The 19,278-nt window shown below is 62.4% G+C and carries 22 protein-coding genes and 1 riboswitch; of the genes, 5 read left to right on the top strand and 17 right to left on the bottom strand.

What is annotated here, in order from left to right; genetic code table 11:
- The 10 genes from ACN0YJ_RS06480 to ACN0YJ_RS06435 all read right to left on the bottom strand — a co-directional run.
- Positions 1-297: RNA polymerase sigma factor (locus ACN0YJ_RS06480; RefSeq protein WP_417495692.1), on the bottom strand; the 297-nt coding region annotated here is incomplete at its 3' end.
- 115 nt (positions 298-412) lie between these two features.
- A complete protein-coding gene (locus ACN0YJ_RS06475) occupies positions 413-814 on the bottom strand; it encodes a hypothetical protein (RefSeq protein ID WP_417477696.1) in 402 nt (133 codons plus the stop codon).
- A 60-nt stretch (positions 815-874) separates the two neighbouring features.
- Complete coding sequence (locus tag ACN0YJ_RS06470) at positions 875-1,882, bottom strand: N-acetylmuramoyl-L-alanine amidase (RefSeq protein WP_417495691.1); 1,008 nt, start codon at positions 1,880-1,882, stop codon at positions 875-877.
- A gap of 441 nt (positions 1,883-2,323) precedes the next feature.
- On the bottom strand, positions 2,324-3,316 hold the full coding sequence (locus tag ACN0YJ_RS06465; protein ID WP_417495690.1) for a hypothetical protein: 993 nt from the start codon (positions 3,314-3,316) through the stop codon (positions 2,324-2,326).
- A gap of 530 nt (positions 3,317-3,846) precedes the next feature.
- Positions 3,847-4,359: a GFA family protein gene (locus ACN0YJ_RS06460; protein ID WP_417489314.1), complete on the bottom strand. Its 513-nt coding sequence runs from the start codon at positions 4,357-4,359 to the stop codon at positions 3,847-3,849.
- Positions 4,356-4,958 (bottom strand): hypothetical protein, encoded by a 603-nt coding sequence (locus ACN0YJ_RS06455; protein ID WP_417495689.1) that lies wholly within the window; start codon positions 4,956-4,958, stop codon positions 4,356-4,358. The genes ACN0YJ_RS06460 and ACN0YJ_RS06455 overlap by 4 nt, the downstream gene beginning before the upstream one ends.
- Before the next feature lie 198 nt (positions 4,959-5,156).
- Entirely contained in the window at positions 5,157-6,200 is a 1,044-nt protein-coding gene (locus tag ACN0YJ_RS06450) for a DUF481 domain-containing protein (protein ID WP_417495688.1), read from the bottom strand.
- A 94-nt stretch (positions 6,201-6,294) separates the two neighbouring features.
- Positions 6,295-6,753 carry a hypothetical protein gene (locus tag ACN0YJ_RS06445; RefSeq protein WP_417495687.1) on the bottom strand — a complete coding sequence of 153 codons (459 nt, stop codon included), beginning with the start codon at positions 6,751-6,753 and terminating at the stop codon, positions 6,295-6,297.
- Between the two features lie 49 nt (positions 6,754-6,802).
- Positions 6,803-7,231: a hypothetical protein gene (locus ACN0YJ_RS06440; RefSeq protein ID WP_417477703.1), complete on the bottom strand. Its 429-nt coding sequence runs from the start codon at positions 7,229-7,231 to the stop codon at positions 6,803-6,805.
- A gap of 159 nt (positions 7,232-7,390) precedes the next feature.
- A complete protein-coding gene (locus ACN0YJ_RS06435) occupies positions 7,391-7,825 on the bottom strand; it encodes a hypothetical protein (protein ID WP_417495686.1) in 435 nt (144 codons plus the stop codon).
- Between the two features lie 173 nt (positions 7,826-7,998).
- Here ACN0YJ_RS06435 and ACN0YJ_RS06430 point away from each other — a divergent pair, with 173 nt between their 5' ends.
- On the top strand, positions 7,999-8,334 hold the full coding sequence (locus ACN0YJ_RS06430) for a YkgJ family cysteine cluster protein (RefSeq protein ID WP_417477705.1): 336 nt from the start codon (positions 7,999-8,001) through the stop codon (positions 8,332-8,334).
- A 104-nt stretch (positions 8,335-8,438) separates the two neighbouring features.
- Here the strand turns inward: ACN0YJ_RS06430 and ACN0YJ_RS06425 are convergent, their stop codons facing one another.
- The 5 genes from ACN0YJ_RS06425 to ACN0YJ_RS06405 all read right to left on the bottom strand — a co-directional run bounded on the left by ACN0YJ_RS06425 (position 8,439) and on the right by ACN0YJ_RS06405 (position 14,193).
- Positions 8,439-8,903, bottom strand: a complete 465-nt coding sequence (locus tag ACN0YJ_RS06425) for a hypothetical protein (protein ID WP_417495685.1) — start codon at positions 8,901-8,903, stop codon at positions 8,439-8,441.
- 913 nt (positions 8,904-9,816) lie between these two features.
- Positions 9,817-10,611 carry a hypothetical protein gene (locus ACN0YJ_RS06420; protein ID WP_417495684.1) on the bottom strand — a complete coding sequence of 265 codons (795 nt, stop codon included), beginning with the start codon at positions 10,609-10,611 and terminating at the stop codon, positions 9,817-9,819.
- Complete coding sequence (locus ACN0YJ_RS06415) at positions 10,611-11,807, bottom strand: DUF262 domain-containing protein (protein ID WP_417495683.1); 1,197 nt, start codon at positions 11,805-11,807, stop codon at positions 10,611-10,613. Before ACN0YJ_RS06415 ends, ACN0YJ_RS06420 begins: the two co-directional genes overlap by 1 nt.
- 90 nt (positions 11,808-11,897) lie before the next feature.
- Positions 11,898-13,775 carry a phosphomethylpyrimidine synthase ThiC gene (gene thiC / locus ACN0YJ_RS06410; protein WP_417495682.1) on the bottom strand — a complete coding sequence of 626 codons (1,878 nt, stop codon included), beginning with the start codon at positions 13,773-13,775 and terminating at the stop codon, positions 11,898-11,900.
- Positions 13,776-13,824: 49 nt separating this feature from the next.
- A complete protein-coding gene (locus ACN0YJ_RS06405) occupies positions 13,825-14,193 on the bottom strand; it encodes an MmcQ/YjbR family DNA-binding protein (protein WP_417495681.1) in 369 nt (122 codons plus the stop codon).
- Positions 14,189-14,290: riboswitch (TPP riboswitch) on the bottom strand. (Overlaps the previous gene by 5 nt.)
- A 132-nt stretch (positions 14,291-14,422) precedes the next feature.
- Between ACN0YJ_RS06405 and ACN0YJ_RS06400 the strand changes: the two genes are divergently transcribed.
- Positions 14,423-14,998, top strand: a complete 576-nt coding sequence (locus tag ACN0YJ_RS06400) for a hypothetical protein (RefSeq protein WP_417495680.1) — start codon at positions 14,423-14,425, stop codon at positions 14,996-14,998.
- A 24-nt stretch (positions 14,999-15,022) separates the two neighbouring features.
- Here ACN0YJ_RS06400 and ACN0YJ_RS06395 read toward each other — a convergent pair whose 3' ends face one another.
- The gene (locus tag ACN0YJ_RS06395; protein WP_417495679.1) at positions 15,023-15,418 is read right to left on the bottom strand and encodes a hypothetical protein; all 396 of its coding nucleotides are present in this window, start codon (positions 15,416-15,418) and stop codon (positions 15,023-15,025) included.
- Positions 15,419-15,557: 139 nt separating this feature from the next.
- Here ACN0YJ_RS06395 and ACN0YJ_RS06390 point away from each other — a divergent pair, with 139 nt between their 5' ends.
- From ACN0YJ_RS06390 to ACN0YJ_RS06380, 3 genes are all read left to right on the top strand, one after another.
- Complete coding sequence (locus tag ACN0YJ_RS06390) at positions 15,558-16,106, top strand: hypothetical protein (RefSeq protein WP_417489326.1); 549 nt, start codon at positions 15,558-15,560, stop codon at positions 16,104-16,106.
- Between the two features lie 79 nt (positions 16,107-16,185).
- A complete protein-coding gene (locus tag ACN0YJ_RS06385) occupies positions 16,186-16,749 on the top strand; it encodes a hypothetical protein (protein WP_417495678.1) in 564 nt (187 codons plus the stop codon).
- A gap of 217 nt (positions 16,750-16,966) precedes the next feature.
- Complete coding sequence (locus ACN0YJ_RS06380) at positions 16,967-18,061, top strand: acyltransferase family protein (RefSeq protein ID WP_417495677.1); 1,095 nt, start codon at positions 16,967-16,969, stop codon at positions 18,059-18,061.
- Between the two features lie 3 nt (positions 18,062-18,064).
- Here ACN0YJ_RS06380 and ACN0YJ_RS06375 read toward each other — a convergent pair whose 3' ends face one another.
- Positions 18,065-19,270 carry a hypothetical protein gene (locus ACN0YJ_RS06375; protein ID WP_417495676.1) on the bottom strand — a complete coding sequence of 402 codons (1,206 nt, stop codon included), beginning with the start codon at positions 19,268-19,270 and terminating at the stop codon, positions 18,065-18,067.
- Positions 19,271-19,278 lie beyond the last annotated feature (8 nt).

Here is a 19,278-nt window from a genome sequence, read left to right as displayed (position 1 = left end):
GGTCTGGCGGCGGCGTTGCAGGCCGCGCACGCTTGCGGCGCTCTTGCGGGTGACGATGCGATAGGCCCAGGCCGGGAAGGCTGCGGCGTCTGACAGGCCGCCCAGACCGCGCAGGATATCAATCCAGGCGTCCTGCAGCGTGTCACGCGCCAGCTCGGTCTCACCGGTCAGGCGCAGCGCGTGGCGCAGGAGTGCCGGCTGCCACAGGCGGGCGAGTTGACCGCTGGCAGCGCGGTCGCCGGTCTGCGCAGCGATAACGAGGTATTCCCCGAGAACCCGTCTGCTGTCGCGCTGCATGGCTCACGCCCCTCATCTGCCGGACCGGTCAAGCGGCCCCGTTCAGAGTATAGGTGTGCGGCACGACGAAAAGGGTTCAATCGCGACCTGCCCTCAAACGGGCAGACGCGCCGGCTCAACCCTTCTCGGGCAGGCCCTTGTGATAGCTCAGATAGCCGCGCTCAACCATGCGCCGCATCGCTTCATAAGCCTCGGAGAGCTCATCATAGACACCGCGCAAATGCGACAGTTTCGCCAGCTGTTCCGGCTCCAGTGCCTTGTGGAGTTTGGCCAACTCGATCGCGGTCGACACCCAGGCCGTGCGCGCCTTGGCGGCGGTCAGGGCGAGATTGCGGAAATCCTCCAGCGTAACGTGGTGGATATCCTTCTGGATCACCGCCTGATTGGCGGCCGAGACCGTGTAGTCAATCTGTTCCAGATGTCCGCGCAGCTTGCGCTGCTCGCCGGGATCCTGGACCAGGTCGGGCTCAAAATGATCGGATGTACGCCGAAAACTCGATGTCACGGACTTGCTCATGCCTCACCTCTAACGGGCAAACAGGGCTCAAACATGCCACACAACCGATTAACGGAGCCTCTATTGCGCCATATCCTTCAGATGCTGACGAAACTGGGCCATCGTCATCAGCTCGGTGGGCGTCCCCATGGCACCGCCGGGATCGGATTTGCGCCCCGGCGACACCTCGTCATGGCCGAAGACCCGGTCCAGCGAAAAACTGTCGGGGAATTTGCGTGACAGCCAGATGCAGATCCGGGTCAGCGCCGCAAATTGCTCGGCGCTATAGGGCAGATACCATCCCTTGACGATATTGCCGCCCTCGCACAGCCGCACCTCGTAATCGCGATACCATTCGCCATTCTCGTCGCGGCGGGTGCAGCGCCCGTCTGCATCGAGGATGACGCGGCCCTTGTCGTCGCGCTCGGCATTGAACCAGGGACAGAACACGCCAGTCTGAACGGCCGGGTAAAGCCGCCCGGGATTATTGAGCTCAAAGCCGACATAATATTGCGACACGCCCTTGCGGCCCGTCGCCGGGCATTCGCTCTTGCCGGCATGATAGCCCCAGCCTTCCCAGCTGAAGCCCTGGGGCAGGAAGATCCGGCCAGAGCGGCTGATACCGCCGTAATGATAGCCCGCTTCCGCGCCATAGCGCATCACACCGGTCATCGAGGTGTCGCTGGAGGGCTGGGTGCGGGCCGCATCAAAATGCACGATCAACCCTTCCAGCCCGTTCGGCCGGTAACCGCGCACCTTGTGGAAGACATCGTCGAGGGTCTCGAACTCCGGCTGCATCACCTCACCGAGCTCAAGGCGCGACGGGCGGTCCGTGTCGTCGGCATCATCAGGAGGCGGAGCCGGCTCGTCGCGATAGTCCTCGCACGCACCACTCCAGACGAAGACATCGCCGCGGCAGGCATACCAGCGGTCATTGCCACCGACCCTGTCGCCATCGAGCGTCCCGGTGATGAAAATTTCCGTGCCAGAGGCCAGGGTTTCGCGGATGGGTGCCGAAAGTGCCGGCGCCCCCTCCCTGACATTGACCCGTGTATTGGTGCGCGCGCGCGCAATGATCGGATCCGTCATGTGTCCTCCCCAGAACATTCAGCCTCTTTATACAACTGCTTCGCGGCTCAGGTACAGAGCCCCGCTTTCAGGCGTATTACAGCATAAGTCCGCCAGCCCCGGGCGGGGACAAATGCGCGCAAGCCCGGCGCCGGTGGCAAGCAAAACAACGCTATCGCGCGGCTGCGGACAGGCGTAACATTGCCACACGCGGTCCGCCGGACCTCGCTCAAAGGAGCATGCCATGGCCAAGGGTCAGCAAAAATCCAACAAGGAAATCAAGAAGCCGAAAGCGGAGAAGAAGAAAACCATCGCTGCGGCACCATCCACCAAGGGCACAGTCGTTCCGCCTGGGAAGAAATAGGCTTTCAATCCGGGGGACAGGATACGGCCGCAACACCGGCGATGCGTGTCCCCCGTGACTGGATACGCGATGACCGCGCCGGTTATTGCCGCCCCCGACTAGCCCGCCTCCGCCTCACTCCGGTCTGCGATCACGGTGAGGATATTGCGCTGGATACCGCCCAGGATGATCTCGCCCCACACAGCGCTATAATGATTGGCGGGGCTACTCGCACGGTAGCGCGTCATCAGGGTCAGGCGGGTATGTCCATCGCCGAGCGGGGTCAGCGTGTAGCTGCCGGTCTCGATGCCGAGAAAGTCGCTATCGGGACCGATATGCGCATCGGTATGGCGCGCGATTGAATCGTCAGGAAAGACGAAGCGCCAGGCCAGCTCGCTGTTCTGCGACCAGCCCGTCACGTGCTCCTCGAAACCAATATGCTCGCCCCAGCGCGCCAGACGTACGGCGCCAACGCCCTCCCCCACCACCAGCGCCGAGCGCGGCCGCGGGATGCGCAACACGTCCTGGGCAATTGTCCAGACACCTTCATCATCGGAAAGACCGTCGAGCGTCAGAAGATGCGGCCAGATGCGCTCCGCCTCTGCCTCGATCACCACCGAGCGCCGGACCTCGAAATGATGGGTGGGATTGGTCGCAAGCGGTCCCAGCAATAACAGGGCGAAGGGCAGGATAATCAGCCCGGCACTGTGCAGCACGGCACGCTGGCGAAAGCGCGCGTGCAGCCCGCTGACGAGCAGGGCGCCCAGCCAGGCACTGAGCCACCAGGGCACGGCCAGGAAGACGATGCAGACCAAGCCCTCGCGGAAGAAAACGCCGACAATCACCATCACGGCCAGCAACAGAAAACCGGCCAGGGCCGCGGTCCAGCTCGCATCCGTCGTTCCGGCGGGACTGATCACGTATTGAAGGATGGCGCCAAGGCAGAAGGGTAAAGCGAACAGGGCGGTAAATCCGCCGGAAAGGCCCGCCCCGGAATCGGTTCCGCCGAGCGCGTAGAACAGGCCGGCCACCAGGACCAACAGGAAAAAGACCCGCAGGAGTCGCGCGCCAACCCAGATCCAGGCCCCTTTCGGCCGCTCGATTTCGCTCACCCGTATTCCCCCAAGACTGCCAGTACGGCCAGATTGCCCTGTATCAACCGTGGGCGCCAGCGCCAGGTGCGAGCCAGACCGAAGGCGGTTCAGATCAATCGCAGGCGTCGAGCCGGGCAATGCCCAGCCGCATATCGACCGGCTCAGAGCCGGGGCGGTCCGGGGCGGGACGAAAGGGCGCGCTGTGAGATTTCCGGTTTGCAGCGGGCGGTCATGGACCACTTGGTTCTCGATGCCGGTCGCCCGCGGGACGGGTTGGTTTTCGACGCACGCACAGGCCCGCTCTCCAGGCAATCGGCCCGGCGGGCATTGCGGATGATCCGTCCGGTCAGTCTGGTATGGGTATTGAGGTGTCTGCGATCCGGCGGACCATCCACAACCCGGTGAAGCCGATTAAGGAAGCGCGTCCGGCCCGTCAGCCCTTGCGCGTCCAGCGCCACCCGTTCGGGACGCGGCTGTGCACGGCCGCCTCTTGAACGTGACTGCAGTATAGGTCGCCATCGACGGGGGGCGGATAAGTCCCTGCCCGATCAGGCTCCGAGCCAGCGCGTATCGAGCGCCGCAAAACGCTCCAGCGCCGCGGCCGGCCATTCGGCCCGCATATCGTAGAAAACCCTGAATTGACGCGCCTCGTCCGGAATTTCGGTGAAGGGCAAAGCGCTGCGCGTGAAGATGTGGACATCGGGCGGGCAGCGCTCGGGATCATCCAGCGTCGCAACGCGGATAAACACCATTACTTCGCGGCGGCCATAATCGCTCCACACCGCATTGCCACAAGTCTCGCAGCGCCAGATATCATGCGGCTTGCCGCTGCCGGTCTTCTGCTCATGGCGCACCGGCTGACCGGCGATCAGCTCGACCGCATCGCGTTCGATCAGGCCATTGATGGCGAACGGGCCACCGGTCTGTTTGCGGCAATCGCGGCAATGGCAGGCATGCACGAACATCGGATCGCGCGTCAGCCGGTATTGCACCGCGCCGCAAAAGCACGAGCCGGTATGGGCATCCTGTGCCGTGGTATCCTGTATCGGGGCATCCGTCATGATGTCTCCTGTGCGGGTTGGAGCGTCCGCGCCGGCCGCAGGACATCGAAACACAACACATAGCCCAGTGTCAGCGCGATATAGCCGACCACATTGAACCAGTGAAACAGCAGCGCGATGATCGCCGTGCCGGCCACGACCAGCACCACACCGGCGCGCGACCGGTTCCAGTAGGACAGGCTGGGCAGCATCAGCCCGGCGCCGAAAATATAATTCGGCCCGATGGCCATGAAGGGCTGCCAGATCGCCGGCGTCGCGATCAGATGGCCGGCCACCTCACGCTCAAACTCCCCGTCCGGCAGGCTCCAGAAGATGAAGTCGAGCACACACATCCCGACCACGGAGGCGATCCCGACCAGCATCAGCGGGATGGTGATGAGGTGAAGATTGCGCCAGGGCAGACGCGCCACGAAAGGGATCAGGAAGAGCGCGCCGGTCAGTAAGAGCCAATGGGCGAAATCCACCGGGCTCTGCGCCGCCACAAAGTCCTGGCCGAGATTGAGCAGCACCTGGCCGGCGGTGTAGATCACCAGTCCGGCGATGAAGAGGATGCGGTCGATATGGCGCGGGAATGACCCCGCTTCGGCCTGAAGGATCAATCTAGCCTCCCTGTTCTGCGACCGGATCCGACTCCGGCACGGTCCGCTCAATGCGTGGATATCCCACCGATCGCTTTGGCTGCACGATTTCGCTCACCCGGAGTCCCCCGATACCGCCACTGGCCACGACGGCCAGATTGCCCTGTATCAGCCGTGCGCGCCAGCGCCAGGTGATAACAAGACCTCAGGCGGCACGGATCAATCGAAAGCGTAGAGCAGGGAAATGTCCAGCCGCATATCGGTTGGCTCATAGCCGGGGCGGTCCGCGAATTCATGCTCGATGCGAAGGCCGGTCTGGATCGCCCAGTTGCCAAACAGGCGATTGGTCAGGGTGAAGCGCTGATCGATGCGTGAGCCGCCGCCGAGGAAAGCGGTCGTCTCCGAGCCGAAGCGGGAGGTTTCGGAAATCTGGTAATGCAGGCTCGATCCGGCCTCGGCGACCCAATCGGTGTAGGTCTCGCCATTCAGGCGGTCTTCGCGAAAACGCTGGCCGGCGCCGGCGCGCAGCACCCAATCCAGCTTTGGCCCGTCCAGCGCATGCCAGATCCCGCCCCCGGTGATAAAGGCCGAGCGTTCATACAGGCCGATCAGATCGCGCTCATAGGAGCCGCCGCCGTAATAGCCGATGCCGCTGTCGAGTTCGCGCGTGGTGCGGAGCTCGGCGAGCCAGTTGTCGCGTGTGGTCTGGGTGGCGCTTTCCGACAGGAAATATTCGAACTGGCTGTCAATGCGCCAGCCATCCTCAAGCTCGCGGTCCAGCTCGATGGCGAAGGTGAAATCGGTGAGTTCGGAATTACCGCGTTCCAGCTGGACACCGGCGCGGACATGGCCGGCCCAGCTGTCAGGCCGCAGCCTGCGGATCGAGCCGGCCAGCCAGCCGCCGGACCCTTCGGGCGCTTCGCTGAGATCGATCGGCGCGCCGCCGAGATCGCGATGCTCTCGCTGAGGCTCCGGTGCAGCAGCCGGGTCCGGAGGTGCGGCCGGTTCCGGCAAGGGCCAATCGGCGACGGCGCTGGCGCGGTGCGGCAGATGGGCGAGAATATCCGCATGCACAGCGGCGCGGCCGCCCTCGACCAGCACCGCGACCATATCGGCGGTCTCGAGAAAGCGTGCATCATCATTCTGGCGTTCAGCCGCCTCGGCCAGCAGCGCCTGATAGGCTTGCGGGATTTCGGCGGTGGCTGCCCCCGGCGCGGCGGCGGCGAGGATCAGGGCCAGAAATGATAAGACAGGCAGGCGCATCGCGATATTCCCGGCTTGCAGCGGACACGAGCGCACCACTTTCTTCCAGTCCAACCGCTAGAGCGTCATCCTTAATATTTGGTGGCCCGGCACACTATTGCGTGCGCTCGACCGCCAGGACATTGGGGCTGGTGATCCAGCACAGCGATTGCGGATCCGCGCTGGCACCGACCTCAATCCGGGGCCAGCTCTCGCAACGAACCTGGCTCTGTCCGTCAGCGAAGAGCTGAAATGCCGGCGCGGGCGGAAGGGGGTCACCGGGGTCCGGCGCCTCGCCTGCATCGCCATAAATCGAGATTGCGGCGCCCTCGGCATCCCACGAGCCCGTCCCGCCCGGACTGTCGGCGCCGCCAATACCGCTCTCGGTGTAGGAAGAAATCCCCCAGTCATCGAACTCGAAATAGATCGACCCGCCAAACACCGGATCGACATTGGCGAAGCTGACCCGATAGATCTGACCGCTCGGGCTGGCCGCGGCCGAGGCGTCCTGCGCGGCGGCAGCGCCAGCGAGCATGAGCGTGGCAATGGTGGCGACGGCGAATGATTTCAGCATGATATAATCCCCTTGATATCAACGTGCATGGGCAAGGCTTTGGCGTTCACTATTGCGTGCGGGTGATCCGCCAATCCCCTTCGCCGCCCTCGGGGCCGATCCAGCAGACGCCGGTGGCTTCCCAGTCTCCGCCGACGGATTCGATATCGGCGCCGATCGGATAGTCCGGCCAGCTGCGGCAGGTCGGACGATCACCAAAGGGATCCATCCAGAAAATCGAGGCACCATTGGTGATTTCGCCGTTGGATTCCGCTTGCCAATAGCTCGTCCATGGATCCGACCCCATCGCATCCATGACGCCGGACACGGTGATATCGCCGCCAGCCTCGAAACGGATGGTCGCCGTCTGGCCCTCGCGGGCGAAATCGGTATTGCGGGTCGCGACCGCCGTGAATTCCTGTCCCGCAGGGCCGTCATCGGCGAAGGCGACAGGTGCGAGGAGGAGGACACTCAGGCTGGCCAGCAGCGTTGTTTTCATGAGGTTTTCCGTTTCTTGACTGGAGCGGGTTGGACACCGGTCTAGCGGCCGGGGTTTAAGATCGCGCTTGGTGAGCGCGTAGAATTTTACCGATCCCGACGCTCCCGAAGAAACTGGCATCAACCCCGGCTGGCCGGCCCGGCGCCATTGCAGCGAGACCTATTGCAGGAGGAGCGGGCCATAGCTGGCGCCATTATGGCTGAACCAGCAGGTCTCCTCCTGCTCGGAATAATCCGCCGCCCAGCTCTCGCACACAGCCGGACCACCGCCGGGCAGGAAATAGAGCGAGCCGCTGACCGTCACCGAACCGTCCGCCGCCTGGCTCCATTGCCCCAGCATGCCGAATTCCAGGCCGGGCGGTGGCGGGGCGGGTGCGAGACCGAGCTCGGTAATGCTCACCGTCCCTCCGCGCTCGCCACGACCAAACTCGATCGCCAGCGTCGTGGTTGTCTCGGACCCGAAACCGGTCTGATAGACCTGCCCCGAGGGCGAAGCCGATGCCTGGGCTGTCGCGGCCGGCACAGCAAACGGCATCAAGGCCACAGCACAGGCCGCAAGCGCCCCGAAACAGCCGGTGTGGATGGAAATACGCATAGGACCTCCCCGTCGTCTTGCTTGAGGGCCAGCCAAGCACGGCCCGGATTAACGGGCCGTGTTCACACCGGCCGCCAATTTTCCAGGTGCAAATCGCCGCTGACTGGCGTACATCCCGCGCGCTGCGGGCCGGGGTGCAAGGGCGCCTTCGCGCGGCGGGTTTGTCACTTCACATGTCGGATCTGGCGTTTGACTGCGTCGCCTGCGGAGCCTGCTGTTTCAGCCGCCATCCGCGCTATCTCGTCTTGCTGCCGGAAGACCAGGCCCGGATCGGTCCCGCCGCCCTGCCCGCAGACAGCCTGTTCGAGGAGGGCGGCCGCGCTTTCGTCGATTTCAGTTGCGGCCACTGCACCCATCTGCGCCTTGAGACCGGCGAGGCGCTGTGCGCCGTCTACGAACACCGCCCCGAAGCCTGCCGCGCCTTCCGTGCGGGCAGTTTCGAATGCCAAAAGGCGATCCGCGCCAATGGCGTGATGGGGGAAAGGGTGCGCGAGGCGGGAGCGGCCTAGGGGCACGCCTTGGCGGCATTCCGGGCGACCAGAACGCGTTGTCATCCCGGCTCTCCGCCCGGCTCGAGGCCGCAAGGCGGGCGAAGCGGGCTGCGTGCCACCGCCTATTGGCGGCGTTCCACCGAAACGACATCGGGGTTGGTGATCCAGCACAATGTTTGCGGATCGGCGCTCTCGCCAATGGCGATTTGCGGCCAGCTCTGGCACATCGCCAGGTCAGACCCCGCCGCCAGCAATTGCAGATGCTGGAGCGGGTGACTGCCGATCTCCGGCGGCCCATCGCCGCCCGACGCGCCATTGCCCTGTATCCCCACCATTCCCTCAGCCCGCCACGTCCCGGACCCGCCCGGCTGGTCATGCTCGCCAAAGGCAAGCGGGACTTGCGACGAGATCATATTGCCGGTTTCGAAGGTATAGAGGACCGTCTTGCCGCTGACCGGCGGACTATCCCCGAACGTCACGGCATAGACCTGCCCCTCCGGCGAGGCAGCATCCTGTGCCAGGACGTCAACGCCCACACCCGCCAGGGCAGCGAGCGCGGTCAGTGCTGTGATCGTGAAATGGCGCATGAGGCCCCCTCTTCGTCTTGCCTGGCCGACAGCCTGCTCCGGCCGGCATGAAGAGAGCGTGAAGACCACGCACAAGATAAGCCCGGACGCCTTTTCTGCCGCCGCAATGCGGGGGAAGCGCTGGTGCCTCTCCCCGGCAAGGCACCCAAGCCCGCCCTCTCCCTGGGGAGAATGAAGACGCCCCTCCTCTTCCTTGATGGAAGAGGTGGCGGCGAAGCCGACGGAGCTGGTGAGGGTGACGCGCACCACGCCGGTCTCCCGGGCGAGAAAAACGCCTCCCCCCTCACCTTTTCCCCCGGACCTGTTCCGGGGCCGACCGGAGCCTGGAGATCAATCACCACCCTCCGGTAGACCCCGGAATTCGCTACGCTCCTCCGGGGGAAGGTGAGCTTTGATGATTGGGGTGGAAAAGCGCCCCCCACCTGTTCCTTGATGGAAGAGGTGGCGGCGAAGCCGGCGGAGCTGGTGAGGATGACGCGCGCCACGCCGGTTTTGACGACACACACAAACGCGTTGTCATCCCGGACGAATGCCCCGCAAAAGCGGGGCGCAGATCCGGGACCCAGACGTGCCAAGGCTGGTGGGTCTGGGTCCCCGCTCTCCAGCCCGATCAAGTCGGGCTATCCGGCGGGGATGACAGTGTTTTGTATTTGGGTTGTGTTTCGGATGGGAAAGCGAGGCGATTCCGTAACCTCCTTGCCAGCCAAAGGGCCTCAGGGGCCAGGCGCGCGTCCGGTGAATCCGCGAAGCGGCGCCCTTGACCACGCCTGTCCCCTGAGGCGGACTCTCGGCATGGGGTTTTGAGGTGGGGTGTGGGTGGGCACCCGTTTCCGGCACGGACTAAATGGCGTGTATCCCCATTATGCATCATCGATTAGAAATGACGACACACATTCGACGAACCAAGGCAAGTTTACCAAAATTCATTTTCTCGGATTAGCAAGATCAAACCTTCGAGTAACGCGAATACCATCTCGCCAGTTTGCTCAACGTCCGAAACTTCAATTACCGCTTCGCCGATGGCACCATGAACGATTTGGTTGCGTCGCTCTATCCCGGCTGACAAGCGCTTACGCGATTCATTCGCTGCCTCCCGGGCCTTTCGTGTCCCAGTCCAACTCTGGATCGGGGCGAGTTTTCCAAACGCGTCACTGAAAGGCTCGGGCAGACTCAACGCTTCAAACAACCTGATCAATCGATCCGGTGTCACATTGCCGAGTCGGGTAGTAAAAACCTCTCCAACAAGTCGTTTCTTCTCACCATCGCCAAAACTTGCCGATAGACCACCCAAAAGATTGTCGAAGTCGAAGCTGACACCATCAACGCTCCCTTGACCGTAGTACCCCAATAATCCACCGGAACTACGAATGTACTGATTTCGAAACGGCTCAGGTAAATCGCTAAACCTAGTGCTCGTTTTGTCAATCCGCTGAACGTGAGCGATAATCGCTGACGCTACACTACGCTCAAACAGACTGATCAACTGTACATAGAGTCCTCTGTACATGGGAACCGGATCAAAGATTTTGAGTTTGAGCGTCTCGTCCAGCTTTCCGCGGAGCTCGCCGCCGATCGTTCCATATGCATAGAGTTCTCCCGCTCTAGCGACAAATAAATCTCGAAATCCCGTATATACTGAGAGATTTGCATTTATTTCATCGATCGAACTTCTAGCCGTCGCCGATAATCTGTCGAGAGCATCAGCCATTAGATGACACCGTTGATGATCTCCTCGACTCGCTGAATCCGATCCTTGATCGTTTGGGCTGTATTTCCCCGTCCAACAAGAGTCTCGTAGTCATTTGAATTCGGTCTAGTCGCGGCCTCCAGTGCTTCAACAATTTGCGGTTTTGCCCGCAAAACTTCAGCTTCACGGTCCAGGAATTTCTCAAACGCAACCATCTCAGCATCATACAGTGGTCGTGAGAGACGGCGTGTATTGTCTTCGCTAGGTGCCAACCGGAACACCGTCTCCCCGAGGACCTTCCGTACAAAATTTAATGTAGTCGAGAATGATCTAGATAACTCAGCTATCTGCTCATCCGGAGCATTCCGATATCGCTTCATAGTATTATCGAGAATTTTTTTGACGGAGCCGACGATGTACTTGTCGTCCTGACGAAAAGCGAAAAAGCGAAGGACGATTTCACAGTCCATCATTTGTTTATAAAGCGTATTGCTGATCAGAAGGTCTGAAACCGTCCCATCATCAAAAACGTTCTCTGCGTGCGCCGGGATATTCCAGGCATCCGTAAATTTTGCGGTTCCCGATAAATGAACGATCAGATCATTGAACGATCCGCCGAACAGCGAGTTTCGAAGCTCTTGTTGATTTAATCGGACTCCCCCAGAGTTTAGTCGATCAAAGACTTGTGCTCTGAGGTCAATAGAATCCACTTTCTCGCTACCCATGTCGGACATCAACGTGATCGCCGACACCTTCGCCCGGTCCAGACCACGCCGAACTAACGGCGGCAATTGAGAGTATGTCCTACCGTTCAGTTCGCTCCAAATTTCGAGATTTGAAAGCGGAAACCTGTTGGTCATGTACTCCAAGACTGCGTTTAGCCTCTGCTGCCCATCCATCACCTCGAACTTGCCAATTCCATTCTCATACAGAAACACAGGAGGAACTGGAACGTTCATCAGAAAGCTTTCAATAAGCTTCGATTTTTTTCGATTGTCCCATCTTAATCTACGTTGATACTTTGGCCGAAGATTGCCCCATTTTCGCCCCTCAATAAAATCTACGACATGAGGCAGAAAGAATGAATTCTGCTCTTGTACAACGCGAAGCCGACCTGTCTCGAACTTCCGTTCGATCGCTCGGTCACTAGTCGATTTTGCGCTGCCCTCAAACGCCTCAGTCTCATCATCAAATTTAAAATCCGCGTCGTCGCTCATAGCGCAACCCCTATGCATTTGAAACGCACCGCTGGCATACGCGGTTCAGCCATCTGCCTTCAGCATGCTGGTCGAAAAAGCCAAATCAAGTCAATCAATAACCTCCCGAACCTTCCCGTCCTCGCTCAAATAAATCTCCGAGCCCTTCTCGCGGAACTCCGCCGCCTTCTCCGCCATGCCGGCATCGACTTCATTCGGCGCCCGCGCCGAGCCAAACCGGTCGCGGATCTCGCGCGTGATCTCCATCGAGCAGAATTTCGGGCCGCACATGGAGCAGAAATGGGCGACCTTGTGGGCGTCTTTGGGGAGGGTCTTGTCGTGGAAATCTCTTGCGGTTTCCGGGTCGAGGGCGAGGTTGAACTGGTCTTCCCAGCGGAATTCGAACCTCGCGCGGCTCAAGGCGTCGTCGCGGATTTTCGAGGCCGGGTGGCCCTTGGCGAGGTCACCGGCATGGGCGGCGATCTTGTAGGTGATGACGCCGGTCTTGACGTCATTGCGGTCGGGCAGGCCCAAGTGTTCTTTCGGGGTGACATAGCAGAGCATGGCACAGCCAAACCAGCCGATCATGGCGGCGCCGATGCCGGAGGTGATGTGGTCATAGCCGGGCGCGATATCGGTGGTCAGGGGGCCAAGCGTGTAGAAGGGCGCCTCGTGGCAACACTCCAGCTGCTTGTCCATGTTTTCCTTGATCTTGTGCATGGCGACATGGCCCGGCCCCTCGATCATCACCTGGCAGCCTTTGTCCCAGGCGATCTTTGTGAGCTCCCCCAGCGTTTCCAGCTCGGCGAACTGAGCCTTGTCATTGGCGTCAGCGATGGAGCCGGGTCGCAATCCGTCGCCCAGCGAGAAGCTCACATCATAGGCGCGCATGATGTCGCAAATCTCCTCGAAATGCGTGTAGAGGAAGCTCTCCTCATGATGCGCCAGGCACCATTTGGCCATGATCGAGCCGCCGCGGCTGACAATGCCGGTGACGCGGTCGGCGGTCATCGGGACATAGGCGAGGCGGACGCCGGCATGGATGGTGAAATAATCCACGCCCTGCTCGGCCTGCTCGATCAGCGTGTCGCGGAACACTTCCCAGGTGAGGTCCTCGGCGATGCCGTTGACCTTTTCCAGCGCCTGGTAGATCGGCACCGTGCCAATGGGGACGGGGGAATTGCGCAAGATCCATTCGCGGGTGTTGTGGATATTTTTGCCGGTGGACAGATCCATCACCGTATCGCCGCCCCAGCGGATCGCCCAGACCATCTTGTCGACCTCTTCCTCGACGGAGGAAGCGACGGCGGAATTGCCGATATTGGCATTGATCTTGGTGAGGAAATTGCGGCCGATAATCATCGGCTCCAGCTCGGTGTGATTGATATTGCACGGAATAATGGCGCGGCCGCGGGCGATCTCGTCGCGGACGAATTCCGGGGTGACGAATTCCGGGATGGAGGCGCCAAAGCTCTCGCCGTCGGCCATGCGTTCCTTATAGCCGGCCATCGGCGTCTTGCGGCCGAGGTTTTCGCGCTCGGCGACATAGATCATCTCATCGGTGATGATGCCGGCACGGGCGAATTCATACTGGGTGACCGGCGCCTCGCCAGTGCCGCGCAAGGGCTTGTGCAGGCTGGGAAATTCGCGCGCCAGATATTTGCCCGTCGCGCCGCCATTATCGAGCGGTGTGACCGGGCGGCCATCATATTCCGCGACGCCGCCACGCTTGAGGATCGAGGCCAGGCGGATGCGCGGCAGGCCATGCTCGACATCGATCTTGGCATCCGGATCGCTGTACGGCCCGGAGGTGTCATAGACCCGCACAGGCGGCTCATTCGCCGTCGGATGCAGATCAATCTCGCGGTGCGGAACCTTCAGCCCCGGCGAGGCCTTCGGCGAGGTCCAGACGCGGCGCGAGCCCGGCAAGGGCCCGGTGGTGACTTTCGGGGTCTCGAATGTGGCTTGGCCATCTTTTGCGAAATTCATGGGCTTGTTCATGTGCGGGCGTCCGGTTTTGGGTGTGAAATGGGGGAGCTCAATCGGTGGCGAGCCCCAGTTCGCGCTGCAGCTTCTTCGTCAGCCCGGCGGCGACCAGCCTGTGGCTCTCGCCGAGATAGTCGCGCAGCATGTCGGTATCGAGGGTTTGCGGCCCGGTCCATTGCAGCCAGCTCATGCCGCGCGAGGCCAGATAGGGCGCGGGGCGCATGCCCGGCTCGTCCTTGTAAATCTCGAAGGTCAGGGGCGAGCATTTGAAGGAAATGCCGAAGCCGTCGATATCCTTCGACCAGCCACCGACGGCAAACACCTTGCCGCCCACCTTCCACACATGCGCATCGCCCCACTGCACCACCGTGCTGGTGGCGGGCAGCGTGCCGCAAAAGGCATTGAATTCGGCTTCGTCCATATCCCTGCTCCGTCCCGCCGCCGGCATGACCCGGATCCGGTCCTAAGGGTGCTTCTCAGTCCACGCCATCACTGGCAGGACGCCCCCCGGAAAACTGGTAATGAGCATGGAGCGGCGCGGCGATTCTGGCAAGCGGGCGGTCAGGCGGGTGTCATCCAACCTGTTCATTTGCGGTTCACGCGGCTTCGACGCAGATTGTTCGTGATGATCATTGAAAAGGGTGGCGGCAATGAGTGTTGTCCTGGCTGGATTGATCGCGGCGGCGCTTCTGGCGCCGCTGGATGACGGGGCCAGCTTTCCCGAGGGACGCTATGTCGAGCGGACACCCGGCGGGACGCTGGATTGCACGGCAGAGCACGCGGCCTTTATCTCGATCCGGGTGCGCGAGCTGGAGCAAGACGCCGGCGGCGAAGGCATTGAGACCGTCGGACGCGCCGGGCTGGTCTCATTTGACCTTGAGGGCAAAGGCGCTGATCGCCCGCTCTATGCGATCCGTCAGGCGCGATTTGTCCGGAACGATTATTATCCGGGCGACACGCTGATCGAAGCGGGGCGGATCAATGTCGTCGGACACTATGACAATGACGTTTTCACGGGCGGCACTGTCGGCGCGCTGAGCCTGTTCCTGCGACGCCACGGCGATGGCGATATCGAAATCGTGCAATTGCAGGAAAATGACTGGCGCGGCCCGCGCAGTGCCGCTGCCTGGGATCATGACCTTGTCGCGCCCGGCAATGGTCCTGAAGCTGGCGGCCAGCTATTGTCAGCGCCACGCGCACTGCGCCGCTTCGCGCCCTGCCCTTGAGGGTTCGCCGATCGTGACGGGCGCTCAGGCGAAGCCGAGCCAGAGCAGCGCGGCGCCGGCAGCGGTGACAATCAGCGCCATGATGCGCAGGATTTCGGTGCGCGCGAACAGCGCCACCGTCAGCCCCAGAAAAGGAGCGGGCAAGGCCAGAATGGTCACGCCCTTGATCAGGCCGGCCCAGCCAATGGCGGTGACAATGCCCGCCTGCCAGCTGGTCCAGTCATTGTTCAGCGCCAGCACGATCATGCCGAATGTCAGCGCCAGAATGCCGGAGATCAACCGCATCAGCGCGCTCGACTTCAACTCCCCGGCGATGGTCTGGAACGCGTCCGGCGCAGTGAAGAGGCCAATCCCGGCTGCCAGATAATAAAGCCCGAACATGCGAAGCAGGAAATCGGTCATCGATCCGGTATCAAACATGGCGGTCTCCCGAGCGGTGTGTGGAACAATAACCCTAGGCTCACAGCCAGCCAATGTATATGCGGCCACCTCCCCCGTTTCGGGGATTCCCCGCGGGGTATTTCCCGCTAGAGTGGGGACAGACAATCGGGAGACTGCCATGCTTGCCCTATCAGGATTGATCATCGCCGGCCTGCTACAGACCCCGGCCGCCGCTCCGGCTGACGGGCTGCACGGCCTGCCCTCGCTGCCCAATGGCCATTATGTCGAGCGCACCGCGGACGGCGGCTCGGCCTGCGGCGATGCCTCGGCGCGCTGGTTCGATCTCGATGTGCGCGTGCCCGACAATAATCCTGGCGGCGTGGATGGTCATGCCGGTGAACTCGCCCTGGCGCTGGGCGCCGACCCGGTGGTCTACCAGCTCACCTATGCGCTCGCCTTCGCCGAGCCCGACCCGATGTTCAACATGCGCACGATGAATATGGTCGATGGCACTTTCGCCCCGGCGGATGGTTCAGCGCCCTACGTCCTGCGCACCAGCATTCTCGCCAGCGCCAATGGCGATGCCGAGATCGTCAGCGCCACCGCCTCCGATGGCGGGCCGCCCATCCATCTCATCTCAACCGTGCGCACGCCGGAGGTCCATGGCACCCTGTCCAATGGCACCGTGCTCCAGCCCTTCCAGCTCTGCCCGGCCGGTACGAACTAAGGGACGAACAGGATTGCCACCGCGTCCCTGCCAGCGGGTTGGGGCCAGCGGGTTGGGGCCAGTAAATCAGGGAAGTGCCATGTTGATCGCAACCGGACTACTCGCCGCCATTCTGTTCCAGGGCACCAGCACGCCGCCCGAGCCACCAGGCCTGCCCGCCCTGCCCAATGGACATTATGTCGAGCGTCTGGCCGATGGCGGCTCCGCCTGCGGCGATGCATCGGGGCGCAGCTTCGACCTCGACATCCGGGCCACGCCGGACAATCCATCGGGCGTGGATGGCGATGCCGGCCAACTCGTCCTCGCCCTGGGCGGCGAAGCGGCACGTTACCGGGTGAGTTATGCGCTCTCCCTGGCCGAACCCGGGCCCTTCCCGGAGCTCGATCACGGCATGCGCATCATCAATCTGGTCGATGGCCTGCACACACCGGCCGACGGCTCGCCGCCCTACCCGCTGCGCAGCATTATTGTCACCAATGCCAATGGCGATGCCGAACTCGTCAGCGCCGTCCTGTCCTATGACGGTGCGCCAATCATCCTCGTCAGTTCGGCCCGTGCGCAGGGCGTCCACGGCGCCGCGATGAATGGCGCCGTACTGCAGCCATTCGAGCGCTGCGTGGTCGAGGACGTCGAGGCGCACTGACAGCCTGGCCGGTGCATCCGGCAAGCTGAAACGGGACATCGCCCCCAATTCTTCTCGATACGGGAAGCCAATCGGGCGCGCCGGCTTGAGTGCGCCCCGAGAGCGGCGTGCGTTTTTTCAACAAATTCAATTCAATAACGAAAGGTTTCGAGCGCTGCCGGGCGCGGCCCAATTATTGCTACTTCCCTAACACAAACGATCAAATGAGGCCGAAACCATGCGTGCGATCTTTCATTCCGGCCATGGCCGGCTCGAAGACAAATCGAACACATTCACCGCCATGCGGATCGTCTTCGCGATTGTCGTTGTCTATGCCCACGCCATCCTGATCCCGATGGGCCTGCCCTATCACGGTGTCTGGCCGGAATTTGTCGATGCGACGGTACAGCTGGCGCTCGACGGCTTCTTCATCCTGTCCGGCTATATGATCACCGCCAGCCTGCTCAATCGCCCCGACATGCTCTCCTTCACCCTGTCACGCGTGCTGCGCATCTTCCCGGGTCTGGTCGCCGCTGTCCTGCTGATGTGGCTGGTGGTCGGCCCGCTCTTCACCGGCCTGACCCTGGGCGAGTATTGGAGCCATGCGCAAACCCTGCAATTCCCGCTTCTGGTGATCTCGCAGGCCGATCCGCTGGCCGGCCTGCCGGAGGTTTTCAATGCCTCACCGGTTGGCCAGGCGATGGATGGCGCATTGTGGACGATCCGCTATGAATTGCTCGCCTATCTCGGCGTCGGCCTGCTGGCCGCGGTTGGCCTGTATCGCCATCGCAGCCTGATCCTGGTCTGGGCCGGCCTGGCTGCGGTCTGCGGCGTGCTCTACGAGATCTTCGGCTATAGCGGCATTGGCGACGAGACGATCGGCACCATGGCCCGTTTTGGTCCCGCCTTCATGATCGGTGCCGGCTTCTATGCCGCCCGCGACCAGATCCCGCTCTCGGCCGGTTATGCCGGCCTGGCGCTGCTGGCGGCCTTTGCCAGCCAGGGCACCGCGATGGGTCCGGTGATGCTGCAGATCGCACTGGCCTGGCTTTACCTCTGGATCGGCTTCCTCGACGTGCCGGGCCGTATCGGCAAGGCGCTGCGCGAGGTCGAGGATGTATCCTACGGCGTCTATATCCTGCACTGGCCGCTGGGCATGATGGCTTTCGCCCTGATGCCGGGCCTCGGTTACAACGCCCTGTTCGCACTGATGCTGGTCAGCGCCATCGCCGCCGGCTGGGTGCTGCGGGTGACCGTGGAAAAACCCGCCCTGGCCCTGAAGCCCCACCTGCTGAACTTGATGCGCCAGCCGCGCATGGTTGCGGCGGAATAGGGGCTAGCCCTCAACCGGCGTCCCGAAGGCGGTCATCGCCAGTCCGAGCAGGCAAAGGCCGGCATAGCCCGCCATGCGCAAATTCTGACCGCCGGCCCGCCGGGCACCCAGGGCCGCAATCGCCGCCTGAAACGCGTAATAGAGCGCGAAGGCGCGCGAGGCGTAGGCGATGATCTCGAACAGGTTGGCCGTCCAGGTCAGCACCAGTCCGGCGCCAACCAGCACAGCATAGGCCTGGCGCAGCTTGATGCGTCCGCCACTCAATTCCACCATCAGACCGCCTGAACCGCCGGTATCGGCGACGGCGGCGCTGAACTGGGCGCTGAGCGCGGCGGCGACCAGCAGGACCGGCAGAACGGGAGCGACGATCCGCATCATGTCGATGATCGCAGTCTCGCTGAAGGGCAGTTCGCTGGGCGTGAAGACATAGGCGATCAGGCCGATATAGACGATGTAGATCGCCGTCGCGATCAGCTGCGCCCGCCGCATCGAGCGGATCCGGGTGGCGGCGTCATAGCTGGCCTTGAGATAGCGCGAGGTCTCGAAGCCCTGGATGGTGACAATCAGTCCGAAAGCCAGGGTGATGGCCGGCCAGCCGGTCAGTTCCGGCGGGGTGAATTGCAGATCGCCGGCGCGCAAGTGCCCGGCATTGAACAGGATCAGCCCGAAAATCAGTCCGGCAATGATTGCCAGCTTGATGCCGACCGAGATCTGCTCCAGCCGCTCCAGCGCATGAAAGCCGCGCGTCCAGCCCACCACCAGGATCAGCACCAGCACGGCACTGGCCAGCAGGCGCGCATGATAGCGGTCATCGACCTCGGTCAGGCTGACGCCGAATACGCCCAGCAGGTTGAGATAATAGGCCACCGAGATGATGTAGGCGAAGGCCAGCACCCAGGAGGAGGCCGTCTCGATATGGGTTTCCAGCGCGCTGCGCTGGCTGCCCGTCTGGTCGAGCTGGCGGATATTGGCGCGGATCGCGGCGCCGAACAGCCAGGCCCCCAGGCAAAGGCCCGCCATCACCAGCGGGGCGAGATAGCCATAGGAGGTTTCCAGCACCGGACCGAGCACGAGAAAGCCGCTGCCGATGATCGAGGCCAGCGGCGTGATGGTCGCGCGCCACAGCCGGTTGTCGGCGACGCGCGGCGAGGCCAGCACGAGGCCGACCAGCAGGGCCGCGGCCAGTATGAGGGCATTGGAGAGCGCCATTATCGCGT

The sequence above is a fragment of the Maricaulis sp. genome (genome assembly GCF_048270095.1).
Taxonomy (GTDB): domain Bacteria; phylum Pseudomonadota; class Alphaproteobacteria; order Caulobacterales; family Maricaulaceae; genus Maricaulis.
Note: the sequence above shows the minus strand (reverse complement) of the source record. Positions and strands in the feature narration are given on the sequence as shown.